This window comes from Sporomusaceae bacterium (genome assembly GCA_031460455.1).
Lineage (GTDB): Bacteria > Bacillota > Negativicutes > Sporomusales > UBA7701 > Anaeroselena.
Window position 1 is genome coordinate 14,419 of record JAVKTQ010000019.1, and the last position, 17,190, is coordinate 31,608.

Below are 17,190 nucleotides of genomic sequence, written 5' to 3' on the forward strand. Positions count from 1 at the left end.
GGAAAATCGCGTGAGACCAAAATACGCAGCTTTATTTATCGTCTGGTTGCTGCTTCTGTCGACGGCTGTCTGTCAAGCCGAAGAGCGCAAAGACGAATGGAAAAAATCCGGCTTTAACTTTCGCGGCATAAAAACCGTCTTGCTGGCAACCTCGGCCGATCCAAGAGCGGAAATGGACGAATTCCATATCCGCAGGCTGGAAAACGTCTATACGAACGTATTTATCGAAGACCGGGCCAAATGGGTCAACAGCAGCTTCAACTTCATCACGCTCAACAAACTCAAAGACATGATAAGCAAGGCGATCGGCGAAGACCTGCGCCGCCTTGAGACCGAGGACCCGGCGCGCTACAAAGCCGAAATAGCCAGATTCACCCCGCTAATAACCGACGCCGTATTACACATCAAAGTAAGCTCCTTCGGCTACGATAAACGCTTTGTGCCTGAAAAAATCTCCACCTACATCGAGCAGGTGGAGGTGGAAACCGACGTCTACATTCAAGACTCGAAGGGCAATTGGATACAGCAAAAGAGGAAAGTCAAAAAACCCGTGGAGCGGACCTCGATAACCCCCGCTCACTATGACACCTACGGAAACGCCGGCATGAAATACATGCTGATCGACAACAAGACGAACGAATCCGTCTGGATGCTCCTCGATGTCAGAGAAGCCAACGGTAAAGATCCGATCGACATGACCGAACGCATAATCAACAGAGCGGCGGAATGCCTCGCAAAAATTTAGCAGGGAGCTAAAAGCCCGCGCATAGCGCGGGCTTTTCCATCTGCTCTCGGTAACGACCTAGCCCTTCAAAAAATTCAGCGCGAACTGGGCGTGCAGCGCGGCGCCGACCGGCAGCATATCCTCATCGAGATTATACCGTTCGTTATGGAGCGGGTAATTTGTCTGCTTCTCCTTGCTGCCCACCCCCATGAAAACCATCGCGCCGGGGATGATTTCCTGATAATAGGCGTAATCCTCCCCGCCCATCACCTTCTCCATCTCGCCTAAAGCCGCCTCGCCGTACAGCTCGGTCAGCGCGCCGGCCGCCACCTTCGCCACCAGCGGATCGTTGATCGTCGGCGGCGAAATAGGCACATACTCCAGCTCGGCCTCAGCCCGGTAAGAAGCGGCCGTGCTCTTGATAATCCGCTCGATCGTCGCCGGGAAGTTCTTCCTGATCTCGCGGTTGAAGCACCGCGTCGTCCCTTCCAGCTGCACCTCGTCGCAGGTTATGTTCCAGGTCGTCCCGCCCCAGAACCTCCCGATCGTCACCACCGCCGGCTCAAGCGGCGGCACCTCCCTGCTCACAATCGACTGGAGATTCATCGTGATCGCGGCGGCGGCGAGAATGGCGTCCACCCCCTGGTGCGGCATCGACCCGTGTCCCGCCTTCCCCTTGACCGTAATAAACAGCTTATCCGCCGAAGCCATCCGCGGGCCGCCCACAATCGAAACCTTGCCGGTCGGCAGTTCCGGCCACAAGTGAATCGCCAGAATAGCGTCCACCCCCTTCAGAGCCCCGGCTTCGATAAATGCCAGCGCCCCCCCGCCGATCTCCTCCGACGGCTGAAAAAAAAGCTTCACCGTGCCTTGGATTCTATCCCGCATCCCGCTCAGGATCTTAGCCGCCCCCAGCAGCATCGCCGTATGCCCGTCATGGCCGCAGGCGTGCATCACCCCTGGGTTCTGCGACTTATAGGGAACCTCGTTCGCTTCGGTTATCGGCAGGGCGTCCATATCGGCTCTGAGCGCCACCGTTTTGCCGGGCGCCGCCCCCTTAATAACGCCAAGCACACCCGTCTTGGCCACCCGTGTCACCTCTATGCCCATCTTCTCCAGCTCCGCGGCCACCATGTTTCCCGTCGCCACTTCTTGCCAGCCCACCTCGGGGTTCGCATGGATCTGCCTTCTCCAGGAGACGATCTCATCTTTCAGTTGCTCGGCTGCATCTCTCACATTCATCTTCACGCGCACCTCTCCAGAAAACATATTCCGATCGTTGTCCGTCTGACCAGACAATATAATATTACCACTCTTTGCCGCGAAAGCCCACTACCCCCGCGGCCAACTCCGCGGTTTTACTCCGCGGAAAAGCAATGTATAATTAAATGGACGATAAAAGGAGGTGACCCCCGATGACCTGGGGAGCCTATTGGATGTTTTACCTGTGCCCGCGATGCGGCACAAAATTCAAAACCGAAACAGGCTTGATTATGGAGGACAGCTTCGGGAAGTGCCCCCGCTGCCAAACCGCGGGCAGGCTGGTCGCCGAAAGCAGCAACCCCCCCGAAGACTTCAACGGCTACGAAGACACCGCCGGCTGACCGCTCCCCCAAGAAAAACACCGACCGCCGCAACCTGCGCATAGCGCAGGTTTTGTCTTTCTTCCCGCCTGGCTGTTGGCCGGCAACGCCGCGCGCCGGGCGGTGCAAAAACTTTTCTCCCCGGAAGTATTGCCAAGATCAGTAAGCCATGCTAAAATGTCAATATAAATTATTTAAAAATAATAATTATCCGAAAGGGGATCTCCGATGAAAAAATTCGTATGCACCATCTGCGGCTACGTCCACGAAGCCGACGCCGCTCCCGAAAACTGTCCGCACTGTAAAGCCCCGGCCGCGAAATTCGTCGAGCAGACCGCCGGCGAAATGAAATGGGCCGACGAACACCGCATCGGCGTAGCCAGCGGTGTCGACGCCCAGATCGTCGAAGGCCTGAAAATGAACTTCATGGGCGAATGCACCGAAGTCGGCATGTACCTCGCGATGAGCCGCCAGGCCGACCGCGAAGGCTTCCCGGAAGTCGCCGAAGCATATAAAAGAATCGCGTTCGAAGAAGCGGAGCACGCCGCCAAATTCGCCGAACTCCTGGGCGAGTGCGTATCCCCCTCCACCGAAAAGAACCTCCAGCTGCGAGTCGAAGCCGAATTCGGCGCCTGCCAGGGCAAGCTCGCCATCGCCAAAAGAGCCAAAGAACTCGGCCTTGACGCTATCCACGACACCGTCCACGAAATGTGCAAGGACGAAGCCCGCCACGGCGCCGCCTTCAAAGGTCTCCTCGCCCGCCACTTCGGCAAATAAACCGCTGACTAAAACCCGGTCGTTATCGACCGGGTTTTATTGTTGCCGGCCCGCCCTGTGCGGCGGCGCCCAAGTTAGTGCCGTAACAGGCGCATAATGAAACAAAGCAGCGCCCCCTTGTATCAAAAATCTCCTGCCCCCAAATGCAATAGTTACGTTTCTTGTCGGATATTGCGCTGAATCGTGTGTGTGGCAAGAAATCGAAAAATTTTTCTCCGCACTATACAAGGCTTCCGGGCTTTTTCCCGCGGCGCGCGCCGATATTGGCACGCGTCTTGCATCAAATATAAGATTACATGTAGAAAGGTTTCGGCACATTCTGGAAGGAGCTGGCTTCGTGAAAACCATTCAAGCAAAACTCACAGTTACTATTCTGGCTATCGTCCTGGTTGCCCTCGCCGCCCTGGGCGGTCTAAACTACTGGCGGGCCAAGGCGATCATCACCGACAATGTCGTGGCGGAGCTCCAAAAAACGTCGGTAGCCACTGCCGAAGGACTCGGCAATTGGTTCGATATCCGCAAAACGGAAATGAACGCCATCGCGCGCTCCCCTGTAATGACCGGCGGCAACCAGGAAGCCATGCTGGCCTATATCGGCGCGGAAATGAAAAACAACAGCGGGATTTACGAGAATATCTTCTGGATCACGCCCGACGGAACATTAGTGGACACAAAAGGGACAAAAGGCAACCTGAGCAGCCGGGCCTACTTTCAGGCGGGCATGAAAGGCGCCACCTCGATCTCCGATCCCCTCAAATCGATGACAACAGGCAAATCGGTCGTCGTCCTTGCCACCCCTATCAAGAGCGGCAATGGAGTTGCGGGAGTTCTCGTCGGCTCCATATACATCGAGGAGCTGGAAAAACGGACGCTGGGCATCAAGGTCGGCCGGACAGGCAGCGCCTACATCGTTCGCAGCGACGGCCTGATGATCGTCCACGCCAACAAGGACCTCGTAATGAAAGCCAACTCTCTCACCGATGAAAAATATCCCCAAGCCATCCGGGACGTGACCGGGCGAATGGTCAAGGGCGAAACCGGTGTTGCCAGCTATAAATGGGACGGCGCCGAAAAAATGATCTCCTACGCCCCCGTGCCGGGAACGGGCTGGTCGTTGGCCCTAACCGTGCCGACGGCGGAAATAACCGGCGTACTCTCGGCCCTTACAACAATCTCCCTCGTGACAATCATCGTCGTCATGCTCCTCGCCGGCATCGCCATCAGCTGGTTTGCCCGGCGCATCGCCCGCCCCATCCAATCGCTTGAGGCGGCAGCCCAAAAAATCGCCGGCGGCGACTTATCCCAGGCAAGCTTAGGCATCAGCTCGAACGACGAAATCGGCCGCCTGGCCCAAAGCTTTGAAAAAATGGCCCAGAATATCGGCGCCCTCATCAGGCAAATTTCCGCTAAATCCGAGCATCTGGCGGCTTCCTCGCAACAGCTCACCGCCAGCGCCGGGCAATCTTCCCAGGCGAGCAACCAAATCGCCATCTCCATCCAGGAAGTAGCCGGCGGGGCCGCAGAGCAGATAAACGCCGCCGACGAAGCTGCCGCAACCGTCGCCGCGCTGTCGGCAGGCATCCAGCAAATCGCCGCCAACTCCGGCACTGTCGCCAGCCAATCCGGGCGGGTGGCGGAAAAAGCCGCCGCCGGCGGTGCCGCTGTCGACAAAGCCATCAGCCAGATGGACCGGATCGAGCAGACGGTCGACAATTCGGCGGCAGTGGTCGCCAAGCTGGGTGAACGGTCGAAAGAAATCGGCCAGATCGTCGACACCATCTCCGGCATCGCCGGGCAGACAAACCTCCTCGCCCTCAACGCCGCCATCGAGGCCGCCCGCGCCGGGGAACAGGGCCGGGGCTTCGCCGTCGTGGCGGAAGAAGTGCGTAAACTTGCCGAACAATCCGAAGAGGCGGCGAAAAAAATCGCCGGCTTAATAAGCGATACCCAGATCGACACCGACAAAGCGGTCGAGGCCATGCAGCAAGGGACCCAAGAAGTAAAAACAGGCGCGGAAGTCGTAAATGCAGCCGGCGTGACCTTCCGTGAAATAACGGGCATGGTAACCGAAGTAAACGGTCAGGTCAAACAGATCTCGCAGGCTATCCAGGAAATGGCCTTGGGGAGCCAAAAGATCGTGGAGGCGGTAAACCGGATCGACGCACTGAGCAAAAAGTCATCCGATGAAGCGCAGAGCGTATCGGCAGCCACTGAGGAGCAACTGGCTTCGATGGAGGAGATCGCCACATCGAGCGAATCGCTGGCCAGGCTGGCCCAGGACCTGCAAGCGGCCGTCGCCAAATTCAGACTGTAAAATGTGAACAACCGGCGGGTTGCGCGGGGGCGCGGATCGACTCCGCCGCTGCGCGCCCGCCCTCCCTACGGTCAGCTCATCAGATCGAGCTTTTTGACGATCTTGCTGATCGTCTTTTTTTGCCCGATCAGCGCCAGACCGGTATACTTAATGCCTTCGGTGGGGATGCGGCCCACCATCTCCTGAAACTCCTCGTAGTTTTTTGTCTGCTGGCCCTCCACCGGAAAATCCACCACATCGCATTCGTTCTCCAAAGCCACCTGCCGGATTCTGGCCAACTCGTCCTGCGGCGCGCACAGCATCGGAATGCCTGTGGGAATCAGCCCCGGATGGGCAAACCCGCAGGCATCGACCAGCGGCCCGCCTACGAGCGCGGGATGCCGCTGCCCGGCGCTGAGGGCTATCACGGCAATCGCATTCGCCAGGATTCCCCCGCTTAACTCTTTGTCCATCACGATAACGCACCGGTTCGGCATTTCGGGTAAAAGCGCTGCTGTCATTTTTCAAACCCTCCGCAAAAAAACTTGCCGGCATTCGCCGTGTTGCGTCTGCTCCGGCGATACTGTATAATAGTAGCTACAAAGGTAGCTATTGTTTGTAATTATAAAAAGGTTTTTCTTTCCTGTCAAGGCCGGGCCGGTCAGAGCAAAAAATATCATCAAGGGGGGAGCCAGCCGGATGAAAGCCGAGATTATATCGGTCCTGCAGCAGCTCAATTTTACCGAGTACGAGGCCAAAGCGTATTTGGCGCTGCTGGAAAAATCGCCCCTGTCGGGCTACGCCATCTCCCTCAACTCCGGCGTGCCGCGTTCCAAAATCTACGAAGTGCTCAGCGGCATGGTAGCGCGCGGCGATATCCTCGTCAGCCAGGAAAACACGCCGCTCTATCTTCCTTTGTCCCCCGAAGCGTTGATCGCCCAAAGGAAACGCCGCGCGGAAAAAACCTACCATATCGCGCAGCACGCTTTGCAGCAGTTCGCCGTAACCGCGCAAAACCGCGAAAACATCTGGAACATCGCCGGCCACGGGGCCATCATGGCCCGCGTCAAGGAAGAAATCAAGGGCGCCAGGCACCGCGTCCTGCTCGAAATCTGGAGCGACGACGCGCTGGAGCTCGTCGACGAACTGCAGGCAGCGGCCCACAGAGGCGTAAAAATATTAATCGTATCCTACGGCGAGCTGGACTTCGCCTTTGCCACCGTCTATCAGCACTACATGCCTGAAGACATAACCCGCGAATACGGCGGCCGCTGGATCGTATCCAGCGTCGACGACCGCGGGATCGTCGCCGGCATCGTCTCGCTCGGCGACGAAAGCCGCGCCGCCTGGACGGCGCATCCGGGGCTGGTAATGCCGATCACCGAAGTCATCATCCACGACGTGTACATCATGGAAATCATGGCCGTATTCGGCAAAGAGCTCGAAGCCGAGTTCGGCCCCAACCTCATTAATCTCCGCCAGAAATTTCTCCTCGAGCCCTACGGAAAAAAATACTATCCCTCCTCCCCACAAAACAACCCCGGTCGTTAAGACCGGGGTTTCTGCGTCTCGTCATACCTACGTCCAGCGCCTGCCTGGAGGTTTAAGCAAAAATTTGTCGAAATAACACATAAAAACCAATTTTGGCACAGCTTTGGCAACCGGGGCGCAATGAGCCCTGACAGTATTGAAAAAATGGAAGCGGAGGAGTCGGCGTGCAGGATATCAGAGTAATGGCAGTAGCCGGCGATCAGTTGGTCGCTGACGAGGTAGTGGGGATTGTCAGGCAAGTGCTCGGAGAAAGCATCTCTGTCCAGGGATGCCCGCTTGGCAAGCTCTCCGGCCCTGACGCCGCCGACCTTTTTGTCTGCGTTTCGCAGCGCCGCGGCGAGTTGGCGAAATTCATACCGGAAGAGAAACTGGTCGGCATTGACCTCTTCCCCTACACCCACTACTTCATCGAACTGGCGAAGCTGCCCAGGGAACAAACCGTTCACATATTCGGCAACACGGCGCAATTTACGAGAATGGTCGCCGACCAATGCACCACCAATGGCATAGACCACCTACGCTTCGCGCATATCCCCTTCGAAGAAATCGCCGACGGCGAAATCGCCGAACTGCTGGGCAAGGCGGAAATCGTCATCGGGCCCGTGACGCTCGTGGGCGAAAAAGGCGCATTGCAGCAGAAATATCGGCAATACATGAACCCCGCCTGCCGGATAATCGCCGCCCAGAGGATAATCGAAATCAAGTCGGCCTGCGAGCTCATGAAATGGGTCACCCTCTTCAGCTACCGGCAACTCTCCAATAAAGTCGTCAACGGCATGAACCATCTCATGGACAAGATGCAGCAGATTTCCGCCATCACCCAGCAGAGAGCCCGGTCCGTCCAGGACGAAACGGCGTCTTTCGATAAACTGACCGTAAGATTCAGCCACGGCATGACCACCCTCGAACACGTAAAGGGCCTATCCGATACCTTGGCGGTAGCGGCGAAAAGCATCGGCAATATCGTCGAAGCCATAAAACACATATCCGGGCAGACCAACCTGCTTGCCCTCAACGCCACCATCGAAGCCGCCCGGGTGGGCGAAGCCGGCCGCGGCTTTGCCGTCGTCGCCAAAGAAGTGGGCAAACTCGCAGCCGAAAGCCAGACCTCGACCGACACCATCCGCCAGGCGGTCGGCAGCATCCGGGAAGCGGTCACCCAGATAGCGTCGGCAATGGGGACGCTCACCGGCGAAATGCTGGAAAATCAGCAGCTATTCGCCGAGATATCGCAAGCATCGCAGCAGGAAAACACGCAGATCATGGAAATCTTCGCAGCCATTGAAAATATCCGCAAAGAAAGCGAAGAAGTCTGCGAAATCACACTGCAACTGACCAAATCGTCGTAAGCCGCAGCGCGGAATATCAAAACCCGGCCCGATCACGGGCCGGGTTTTCGTGTCCGGATAAAGACTGTGCCCCTGTCGCACCTTCCCGGCTTGCGGAGTTCGCCGCGCGCTGCGTCCGCGCCCTTGCTCGGCAAGGCAACGACCCGCTGTAAATAAACCTTCACATTCATGAGTAACTCATAAAATTCATAGTTGCTTGTGTATAAGCAGTATGCCTTATATAATTACGATACAGGAGGCTGTCAAAATGTATAAACCCAAACTGGAAAAAGATATTCGCTGCCCGCTGGAATATGGCCTGGAAATTTTCGGCGGGAAATGGAAGTCGCGGATAATCTGTCTCCTGGCGGAGAAAGCAGTTCTGCGTTATAGCTCGCTGCGCAAGGAAATGACAAATATCACCGACGCCGTTTTGGCAGCCACTTTGAAAGAATTGGCCGAGGACGGAATCGTTCAAAGGCGGCAATTCGATGAAATCCCGCCGCGAGTGGAATATTGCCTGTCTGCTAAAGGCAAATCCGTCGTACCCATCCTGCAAAGCATTTGCCGGTGGTCGGGCGCATACCACCGAGAAGACAGCGAGCGCATCCTGGCGCAATGCCAAAAATGCGATTACATCTGCAAAGCCGAGTGACGGCAAAAAACAACACATGCTTAGTTCCGTGGAGGAGGATTATATCTGGGCGTTTTTGCTAACCCACTACGCGATCTAAACCAAAGAAACATCGCCGCAGGAATCGTTACCTCCTTACTGGCGATCACCGGTCCGCCGGCCATTATTTTAGAAGCGGCGGCGAAAGGGAACTTTTCGACATATCAAACGGTCCTCTGGTTTTTTGCGATATATGTCGGCGGCGGCATTCTCGGCATTATATTGCCCCTGCGCTATCGCATACCCATCGTCGGGGCTCATTCGATCACCGGCGTAGCCTTTTTGGCCACAGTCACCAGCCAATTCACCTACCCCGAGCTCATCGGCGCTTATCTTCTCTCCGGGCTACTAATCCTCGCGGTCGGGTCGCTGGGCGCCTTCGCCAAACTATTGGCCTATGTTCCCCGGGAAATTATCGCCGCGATGCTGGCCGGAATGATCACCAAATACATGATCGGCTTCATCGTCTCCACCAGCCAGTCCCTGCTGGTCGGCGGCGGCGCCTTACTGGTCTTCTTCTATTTCAGCAAACGCGCCAAGCGTATTCCCCCCATGCTGGCGGCCATTGCCGCCGGGTGCGTTCTCCTGCTGCTGTCCCACAATATCGGCGGCGCGGGCATGGCGGCCGCCTTCGCCCTTCCGCAGGCACAAGCTCCCGAGTTCAGCCTGACCGGCTTCCTCTCCGTCGCGCTTCCCCTGGCGCTGCTCATTCTAAGCAACGACTGCGCGGTTGGGCTCGGAGCGTTGGAGCAAAACGACTATCGCCCCCCGGTCAATCGAATCGTCGCCGTCAGCGGTCTCTTTTCCGCCATCGCCGGTATCTTCGGCGGCCAGTCCGCCAATATCGGCGGCATGATGACCGCCGTCTGCGCCGGCGAAGAAGCCGGCCCGAAGGAAAAGCGCTATATGGCGGCGGTTGTCTCCGGCACCATAATCCTTATATTCGGCCTGTTCGCGTGGCAGCTTGTCCCCTGGATTCAGGCCCTGCCCGGCCCGTTTATCGCCATCCTCGGCGGGTTCGCCTTGCTCGGCGTCTTTATAAACAGCCTGCAAATCAGCTTCTCCCGGCCGTCGATGAAGCTTAGCGCCACCTTTGCCTTCATGATCGCGCTGGCGAACATCACCATCCTGAATATCAGCGCCCCGGTATGGTCCCTGCTCGCCGGAACAATCATCGCCCGCTACATCGAAAACAATTGATCGCCGACAAAATCACGCAAGACAGCTTTGCTTGGAGGATAACCGGGATGAAATATAACTTCGACGAAATCATTGACCGCAGAAAAACGAACGCCATGAACACCGACGGGTTCCGCGAATACATCTTCCACGCCGGCCCCGAGATGAAATTCCCCTATGAAGACGACGATTTCGTGCGCATGTGGGTGGCCGACATGGAATTCGCCACACCGCCGGAAGTCTGCCAGGCCATCAAAGACCGGGTCGACAGGCGCATCTTCGGCTACAGCCGCGTCTTTGAAAACGCCTACTACGAGGCGATCGCCGCCTGGTGCCGCCGGCTGTACGACTGGAACTTCCCCCAAGAACAGCTCGTCTTCACCCCTGGCATCATCCCCGCGCTGTACGAGCTTGTCGGCGACCTGGTCGCGCCGGGCGAAAAGCTGCTCATCACCACCCCGGCCTACGGTTACTTCAAGCACGCCGCCACCTTCAACGACCGCGAGCTGGTCTGCTCGCCGCTGAAAAACGACAACGGCTGGTTCACCATCGACTTTGAGGATTTGGAGCGCAAAGCGGCCGACCCCAAGGTCAAGCTGCTGCTCTGGTGCAACCCCCACAACCCCACCGGCCGGATGTGGACCGAGGAAGAGACGGCGCGGGTGGGCGCCACCGCCGAGAAATATGGCCTGTGGCTGATCTCCGACGAAATCCATTGCGACGTCATCCGGCAGGGTAGAAAGCATATACCCACCGCCAGGGTCATGCCCGATTATCCCCGGCTCATCACCTGCCTGGCGGCCAGCAAAACCTTCAACATGGCCGGCCTGATGTTCTCCAACGTCATCGTCCGGGATGCCGAAGTACGTCGGCAAATGGCGGCCCACGACAAGCTGATCGGCTGCGTAAACCCGCTTTCGCTCGCGGCCACCCAGGCGGCCTACCAGCATTGCGGCGACTGGCTCGAGCAAATGAAAGCCTACCTGGACGGCAATTTCCGGCTAGTGGCCGACCACTTCGCCGCCAAGGCGCCCGGCGCCGTCTGCCCCATCCCGGAGGCCACCTACCTGGCCTGGGTCGATTTAAACCGCTGCCTGCCGGAGGTCGACGACCTGCCGATGTTCTTCGCCACCAAAGCCGGAGTCTTGCTGGAGGGGGGCGACGGCCTGTTCGTCGGCAACGCGCAAGGCTTCGTGCGGCTCAATTTGGCGATGCCCAGGGCCATCGTGGAAAAAGGCCTGCGGCGGATGAGTGACGCGATTTGCCGGCACACCGGCGGGGCTTGCTAACCTGTAAAAATGAGGAGGTGCGGAAAATGAACCTGAAAATAACGCCGAAGGCGCAAAAGATCATCGCCGAGCGCGGCAACACCGTCACCGTCGGCCTGGACACGCAAATCTGCTACAGTTGAGGCGGCGCTCAGTCGCGAGACATCCCATCCGTGCGATGGGGCATGCCTGAGCAAACCGAGCTTGACGCCTACGAAAAAATGAACCTCGACGGAGCGTCCGTCTATGTACACAATGCCGTTCGGGGCGCCGCCGGCGCCCGCATCGACGTCGTCACCGGCGGCGTCGGCACCAAGCTCATCCTTCTGGGCTTCGCCGGGAGCAAATAAAGCCCCCGCGGCGCGTACAAAACCCCCGGCCGGGAAAAGGCCGGGGGTTTTGCGTATCCGTTACCTGCTGCCAATACGCGCCTTTCTGGCGCTTTGGGGTTCGCCGCCCGCTGCGTCGGCGGTCTTACTGGCTGGTTTAAGCCGAGGGGATGGGAGTTCGGCTCTCAATAGTCCCTTTTGCTATCCTAAACTATGAAAGCTGCCGAAGTCGGGCAGGAGTTTTCTAATTCTGGCGGAAAGAATATCACTAACTGTTGATCAAAGTAAATACTTGAAGAAATTGAAATTGACGATAAGACGCCGCTAAGCTAATTTAAGGATGTGAGGATTCTGAAACTGTTGTCTATTCTAAAGCGAATGGTGGTCCTGGCGGTGTTTGTCTGCATCGTGGCCGGGAGCTTTGCCGTCGTCCATGCAGCGCATGTCTATGATTTGCGAATACCGCAGCCGATGGCCTCGACAGATGCCGCCATCGCGGCAATTAAGGATGTTGCGGGTTTTCTTTCGCTTGATGCGTCTTATGAGATACGTAACATGGCTGTCGACCAGTCTGGGCTAAAAGTCGTTGCGGTTCACGGGAATAAAGAAAAGCGTTTTGAACTTATATTCAGTCAATTGACAGAAATAGAAAAAATGGATGATTCCGAAGGCAAGTTCTATTCTTGGGTGAACTTCTCATCCGGTTCCTCTGTTCAATTTCTCCAAGTCCATCGCGCCCATGGCCCCAAGTTGGTTGATGCTGTTGTCACCTTGGCACTAGCCCAAAATGCGCCGCTGCCTCCGTACTATAACTTTAGAATTTTGGCTGGTACCAATTTTATTGCGAGCGTTCTGGAAAAGGCAAAGGTAAAAGCCGGGGCAGTTGTACATTTTACTGCTCCGGAATCTCCGCTGACAGATGAAGACATAATCGTCCGGGCGGTGTTTGACGGCAAAGATGTTCCTATTACCGACTTATACAGCTGGAACGCCGCCTGTCGCGAAGCAGTCGCCGGCAAAGCTGAAGGAACGATTGTGGCCAGGTTTATCCGCAAAGGCATGACAATGGAAAAGGAAATAACGCTTATTAACTATGCCTTCGCCAAGGGCAATGCCGGCGGTCCGGGAGTGCAGCCTCTGCCGCCCAAAGGATTCGGCATCCAGGTCCGTCTGCTGGAGGCCGAGGAGTTGAAAGCGCTGAGCCTTGAGCGGCCGACCGCCTTCCAGGTGCTGGCGGTAGCCAAGGGCAGCCTGGCGGAAATGCTGCAAATAAAAGAAAATGATGTGCTTTTGGCCATCAATGGGATCGACGTGACTTCGCCGGGCCACCTCGTCGAGCTGACCGGCAAGGGGCCGGTCATGACGGTAAGAGTGCTCCGGGGCGGCGCGGTGATGTCGTTGCAGTCGAGTTTATCAATCTAGGCGGATTTGCCTGGCGGCAGTTCGCCTCCCCCTCCAAATCCGCAAAAATCCATGCCCCGCATGAAGCGGGCATGGATTTTTCCTTTACCCCTAGTCGCCGTCCGCGCAGGAGTTCACCGAACCTGCGTCTATGTGCTCTTCTTGCCGGCGTCAAGCCCGGCCAGGATTTTAGCCAGCATCTCTTCCTGCTGCCGCAGGCCTTTGATTATCTCCTTTATTTCCTGTTCGGCTTTTAGGTTCACATGGTAGTCGTGTTCGGCCATCAACCGGTCTTTTTCCGCCTGCCTGTTCTGCGACATCATTACGACCGGCCCGGTATAGGCGGCCTGGAAACTCAGCACCAGATTCAGAAGAATGAACGGATACGGGTCCCAGGCGTCAAAATAGCTCGGGTTGGTGGCTCTCATATAAACGAGGAAGACATTGACTCCCATCCACAGAAAGATGACACCGGTCTGCAGGATAATAAAAGGCCAGCTGCCGACCGTTTTCGCGACATAGTCGGCAATGCGCTGTCCTCTCGTCAGCTTGCTGCGATAGACTTCGTTTATGTTTCTGATGACATGTCCGACCGCCGGGGAATTTGGCGCGCTTTCCATTTATAACACCCTCCTTGAGGCCTCGATATGGCGGACCTGGGATAACCGGGCTTATTCGTCGTGCTGCTTGGCGTATGCCGTTATCCCCCGGAGGCTGGCCACGACGTCGCGGGCGGCGTCGAGCCATTCTTCCGGCACATAGATATCCACCCCGGAGCCGCTCTTCGCCTTCACCGCCGGGATGCCGTCCTCGTTCAGCGCCGACAGGGCCGTCTCGGCTGCGGCGCTGTCGGCCACCGTGGCCAGATAAGCGTCGCAGAAGGAGCTTATTTCATCGCCGCCCTCCGCGGGCGGATCGTCTTCGTCGACTATTTCCTCCGGGCTGTCCACCAGCTTCGCGCCGCAGTCGCCGCACAGCCTGAACCCCTGCCGGTATTCCGTTCCGCAGCGCGGGCACCAGAGGGTATGGCTATCCCCCTGCGGAATCGGCCGCCGGTTTTTCCGGTTCTGCGGCCTGTATTCTACGGCCCCTTTGGCGGGGCCTTCCTGCTCAATCAAATCCCCGGCGCCCCCCCGGATGCTGTCGACGATGGCCTGGGCGTCCTCCAGTCTTCTGAGCGGCACATAAAAGTCGCTGCCGTCCTTCATCACGGCGATTCCTGCCGCCTTCAGAAACGCTTCCAGCACCCCGGCCTCCTGCCAGTCCGCCGCCGTAGTCAGGAACGTGTCGCAGACAGCCTCCGTCTTCGCCGCCGCGATGGTTTTTCCGGGCGGCGGCAATTCGTCCACCAGCTCGGCCCCGCAATCGATGCAGGTCTCGAACCCCTGCCGATACTCCTCGCGGCAGCTTGGGCACCAGGGCATAGCGATCCCTCCCTATGAAATACCTCTCACCTATCCTCCAGCCTTGACGCACAGGCCGGACATACCGTTGCCTTGATATGGATCTGGGAATAGCAGAACGGGCAATCCTTCTTCGACGGGGCTTCCGCCGCGGCCGGTTTTTTCAGCCTGTTGAGCTGCCTGATCATCAGAAAGACCGCGAACGCCACGATGACGAAATCGACGATCGAATTGATAAACAGGCCGTAGTTCAGCGTCGGAGCTCCGGCCGCCTTCGCCGCCGCGATCGTCGGGTAATTGACGCCCGACAGATTCACGAACAGGTTCGCAAAATCCATTTTCCCTAAAAACAGCCCGACAACCGGCATCAGGATATCGCTTACAAACGAAGACACTATTTTCCCGAAAGCAGCGCCGATAATAATGCCGACCGCCAAATCCACGACATTGCCGCGCATGGCAAACTCCTTGAAATCCTTTAGCACATCTCCCGCCTCCTCAAAAATAGCTGCTTGTCCTATCTCAAAGATTCTCCAATATCCCGCAAAGACCTTCCGCAGGCAAGCAACCGGCTAATCTCCGCCCCTATCCTGCCCCAAGCCGGTTCTTCCTACCCGGCAGCACCGCCTGTGTTACAAAAATACCCCCGGCCTCTCGAAGACCGGGGTTTGCGTTTATTATTCGATTTTCACTCTGGAAGGGCAAAGTCACGTGCCGGTGGCTATGGATTATGCGTCCGCTTCATTACCTTGTGCCTGGCCCTTCTGGCGTTTTGGGGCACACGCTGCGTCGGCGGTCTTGCCTCGCCTCCACCATGTAAATCAGGAATGACTGAGAGCCCGCGAATTTCGCGGGCAGAACCGTCCCCTTGTATCTTTACTAGTGTACCATTTTCCCTTCAATGTAGAGACTGCCGTCACATTGCAGCTCGGCCAGAAATATTTTATCAATTGAAGTATAACCGGCCTGGGCAAGCTGTTGGTCGAGCCAGCTTCTATCAAGTCCTAATTCGGTGAGATTGCGGTCGAGCAGGCGGCCGTCAGAGACGATCTCTGTGGGGATATATCGACGGGGCTGCGGGGAGATATTGAGATCCTGTCGGCTGGCCTGGTCATACTGCGCTTTCTTGAGGATGCTTAGTTGACCATTAGGTTCGAGGATAGCGTAGTCGATCTCTTGAATTGAGAACACGTTGTTAGTTCGTAGCATCATGCTAAGATCGTCCATGTTGAGCCGGTGGGCGGCCAGCGCCTGTTGCATGATACGCCCCCGTTTAATGACAATCGTAGGCTCACCATCGAGAGCCACCCTGACCGTAGGCGACTTAAGGCTAACGTATTCTACCAGAAAGGTCAGAACGGCCCATACAATAAGGCCGGCAACGCCGTCAGCAATACCCACGTCGCGATGAACGACCATATCGCCGGCGATATTGCCCATTGCGATGCCGGTAATATAAGTAAAGTAGGTAAGCTGTCCGAGTTGCTTCTTGCCTAGAATGCGAGTAAGAGCAAGCAGAACGACAAACCCGATGAGGGTACGATATGATGTCTCCAGAACTGATTCGATGGTAGGCGCCTCCTTAAATAGCAGGTGTAAGTATCCTGCTAGGATTTTTCCCAATTGACTTTAGCCTATGCATCTCTGGAAGCGCATCATGTGCCGTCCGCAAGCAGTAGCGGAATGTACGGACGAGGCGGCCCGCCAGGCGTTGGTGCAAGGGGCGGGCTACTCCTTTACACCCGAAGAGATCAGGAGCGCGGCCGGCGGGCTGGTTACCCGCGGCGGTGGTGGGCGGCACCGGCTCCATCAACGCCAATACATACAGAAGCAACAAACTATTATCATAAATTCGCCGCTTCCCTGACAAAAAGCCAACCCCAGTCATTAAGACCGGGGTTTTTGCGTGCTCCGGGGTTGCGTGCCCGCTTCATTATTTGCTGCCAATACGCGCCTTTCTGGCGATTTGGGGTTTGCCACACGCTGCGTCGGCGGTCTTACGTAGGCTCGTCGCCGACTCCGCCGCGCCGCCGCCAAACGAACGTCCATGTTCGTTGTCGCCTCTCGCGGGCCGTCCATGGCAGGATATTTTATCTATATGGAATAATGTAATAAATAATAGCGAAAAAACGAATATGATTTGAGGGGTGATTGATGTGCGCATTATTAAACTATCCAAAGAGGTATGGGGGTTTGAAACATTAGGCGGATGCCAAGCGTTTTTTGCTCATGTTTTGCCATGGGAGAAATATACGTTCGACATCGCTGGTGATGGCGCATTTATCGCACCAGATGGACTTGATAAGCAGGAATTAGTTGTATTCTCATATGACGGTAGCTTGGTATGCATTGCCAGAGCGGAAAGAATAATTATGAATAATAACAAAGTTAAATCCATTAAGTTGGTCGGCAATTCCGTAAGAGTATTAAACAACCCTCCGAAGCTCAAAGCCCTTGAAGAAAAATTGCAGTCCGTGGGCTATACAAAAAATCTCGTAGCTACCCAAGGCTGGAATATTCTTGAGAAAAAGTTTGAGAAGGTAACGGTTGAATTTTTGCGAGACAAGGATTGGGAATCGTATTTGAAATAAACGCTATATAACCCGACTATAAAACCCGGTCATCACGACCGGGTTTTGCGTCTATTATCGATTTTTCCCCGGCAGGGCGCAACTTTACGC

Annotated in this window: 18 protein-coding genes; 12 read left to right on the forward strand and 6 right to left on the reverse strand. The window is 56.4% G+C overall.

Going from position 1 to position 17,190, the window contains the following annotated elements; genetic code table 11:
• Positions 1–10 precede the first annotated feature (10 nt).
• Positions 11–745: a hypothetical protein gene (locus RIN56_18545; GenBank protein ID MDR7868797.1), complete on the forward strand. Its 735-nt coding sequence runs from the start codon at positions 11–13 to the stop codon at positions 743–745.
• 57 nt (positions 746–802) lie between these two features.
• Here RIN56_18545 and RIN56_18550 read toward each other — a convergent pair whose 3' ends face one another.
• The gene (locus RIN56_18550) at positions 803–1,966 is read right to left on the reverse strand and encodes an amidohydrolase (protein ID MDR7868798.1); all 1,164 of its coding nucleotides are present in this window, start codon (positions 1,964–1,966) and stop codon (positions 803–805) included.
• A gap of 173 nt (positions 1,967–2,139) precedes the next feature.
• Here RIN56_18550 and RIN56_18555 point away from each other — a divergent pair, with 173 nt between their 5' ends.
• From RIN56_18555 to RIN56_18565, 3 genes are all read left to right on the forward strand, one after another.
• Positions 2,140–2,328, forward strand: a complete 189-nt coding sequence (locus RIN56_18555; GenBank protein MDR7868799.1) for a hypothetical protein — start codon at positions 2,140–2,142, stop codon at positions 2,326–2,328.
• A gap of 207 nt (positions 2,329–2,535) precedes the next feature.
• Positions 2,536–3,084 carry an NADH peroxidase gene (locus RIN56_18560; protein ID MDR7868800.1) on the forward strand — a complete coding sequence of 183 codons (549 nt, stop codon included), beginning with the start codon at positions 2,536–2,538 and terminating at the stop codon, positions 3,082–3,084.
• Positions 3,085–3,421: 337 nt separating this feature from the next.
• Positions 3,422–5,398: a methyl-accepting chemotaxis protein gene (locus RIN56_18565; protein MDR7868801.1), complete on the forward strand. Its 1,977-nt coding sequence runs from the start codon at positions 3,422–3,424 to the stop codon at positions 5,396–5,398.
• 71 nt (positions 5,399–5,469) lie between these two features.
• Here the strand turns inward: RIN56_18565 and RIN56_18570 are convergent, their stop codons facing one another.
• Positions 5,470–5,898 carry a DUF2000 domain-containing protein gene (locus RIN56_18570; protein MDR7868802.1) on the reverse strand — a complete coding sequence of 143 codons (429 nt, stop codon included), beginning with the start codon at positions 5,896–5,898 and terminating at the stop codon, positions 5,470–5,472.
• Between the two features lie 178 nt (positions 5,899–6,076).
• Here RIN56_18570 and RIN56_18575 point away from each other — a divergent pair, with 178 nt between their 5' ends.
• From RIN56_18575 to RIN56_18605, 7 genes are all read left to right on the forward strand, one after another.
• Complete coding sequence (locus RIN56_18575; GenBank protein ID MDR7868803.1) at positions 6,077–6,928, forward strand: helix-turn-helix domain-containing protein; 852 nt, start codon at positions 6,077–6,079, stop codon at positions 6,926–6,928.
• A 164-nt stretch (positions 6,929–7,092) separates the two neighbouring features.
• The gene (locus tag RIN56_18580; GenBank protein MDR7868804.1) at positions 7,093–8,277 is read left to right on the forward strand and encodes a methyl-accepting chemotaxis protein; all 1,185 of its coding nucleotides are present in this window, start codon (positions 7,093–7,095) and stop codon (positions 8,275–8,277) included.
• Positions 8,278–8,524: 247 nt separating this feature from the next.
• Positions 8,525–8,911 carry a helix-turn-helix domain-containing protein gene (locus RIN56_18585; protein ID MDR7868805.1) on the forward strand — a complete coding sequence of 129 codons (387 nt, stop codon included), beginning with the start codon at positions 8,525–8,527 and terminating at the stop codon, positions 8,909–8,911.
• A gap of 45 nt (positions 8,912–8,956) precedes the next feature.
• Complete coding sequence (locus RIN56_18590; protein ID MDR7868806.1) at positions 8,957–10,129, forward strand: benzoate/H(+) symporter BenE family transporter; 1,173 nt, start codon at positions 8,957–8,959, stop codon at positions 10,127–10,129.
• A 47-nt stretch (positions 10,130–10,176) separates the two neighbouring features.
• Positions 10,177–11,397 (forward strand): PatB family C-S lyase, encoded by a 1,221-nt coding sequence (locus RIN56_18595; GenBank protein ID MDR7868807.1) that lies wholly within the window; start codon positions 10,177–10,179, stop codon positions 11,395–11,397.
• A gap of 164 nt (positions 11,398–11,561) precedes the next feature.
• Complete coding sequence (locus RIN56_18600; GenBank protein ID MDR7868808.1) at positions 11,562–11,726, forward strand: hypothetical protein; 165 nt, start codon at positions 11,562–11,564, stop codon at positions 11,724–11,726.
• A 321-nt stretch (positions 11,727–12,047) separates the two neighbouring features.
• The gene (locus RIN56_18605) at positions 12,048–13,127 is read left to right on the forward strand and encodes a PDZ domain-containing protein (protein MDR7868809.1); all 1,080 of its coding nucleotides are present in this window, start codon (positions 12,048–12,050) and stop codon (positions 13,125–13,127) included.
• 128 nt (positions 13,128–13,255) lie between these two features.
• Here RIN56_18605 and RIN56_18610 read toward each other — a convergent pair whose 3' ends face one another.
• The 4 genes from RIN56_18610 to RIN56_18625 all read right to left on the reverse strand — a co-directional run bounded on the left by RIN56_18610 (position 13,256) and on the right by RIN56_18625 (position 16,132).
• Entirely contained in the window at positions 13,256–13,726 is a 471-nt protein-coding gene (locus RIN56_18610; protein ID MDR7868810.1) for a DUF1003 domain-containing protein, read from the reverse strand.
• Between the two features lie 51 nt (positions 13,727–13,777).
• Positions 13,778–14,530 carry a hypothetical protein gene (locus tag RIN56_18615; GenBank protein ID MDR7868811.1) on the reverse strand — a complete coding sequence of 251 codons (753 nt, stop codon included), beginning with the start codon at positions 14,528–14,530 and terminating at the stop codon, positions 13,778–13,780.
• A 26-nt stretch (positions 14,531–14,556) separates the two neighbouring features.
• Positions 14,557–14,994, reverse strand: coding sequence for a large conductance mechanosensitive channel protein MscL (gene mscL, locus RIN56_18620; GenBank protein ID MDR7868812.1), 438 nt, complete (start codon positions 14,992–14,994; stop codon positions 14,557–14,559).
• A gap of 394 nt (positions 14,995–15,388) precedes the next feature.
• Entirely contained in the window at positions 15,389–16,132 is a 744-nt protein-coding gene (locus RIN56_18625; GenBank protein MDR7868813.1) for a DUF421 domain-containing protein, read from the reverse strand.
• Positions 16,133–16,656: 524 nt separating this feature from the next.
• Here RIN56_18625 and RIN56_18630 point away from each other — a divergent pair.
• Positions 16,657–17,100 carry a hypothetical protein gene (locus RIN56_18630; protein MDR7868814.1) on the forward strand — a complete coding sequence of 148 codons (444 nt, stop codon included), beginning with the start codon at positions 16,657–16,659 and terminating at the stop codon, positions 17,098–17,100.
• Positions 17,101–17,190: the final 90 nt, after the last annotated feature.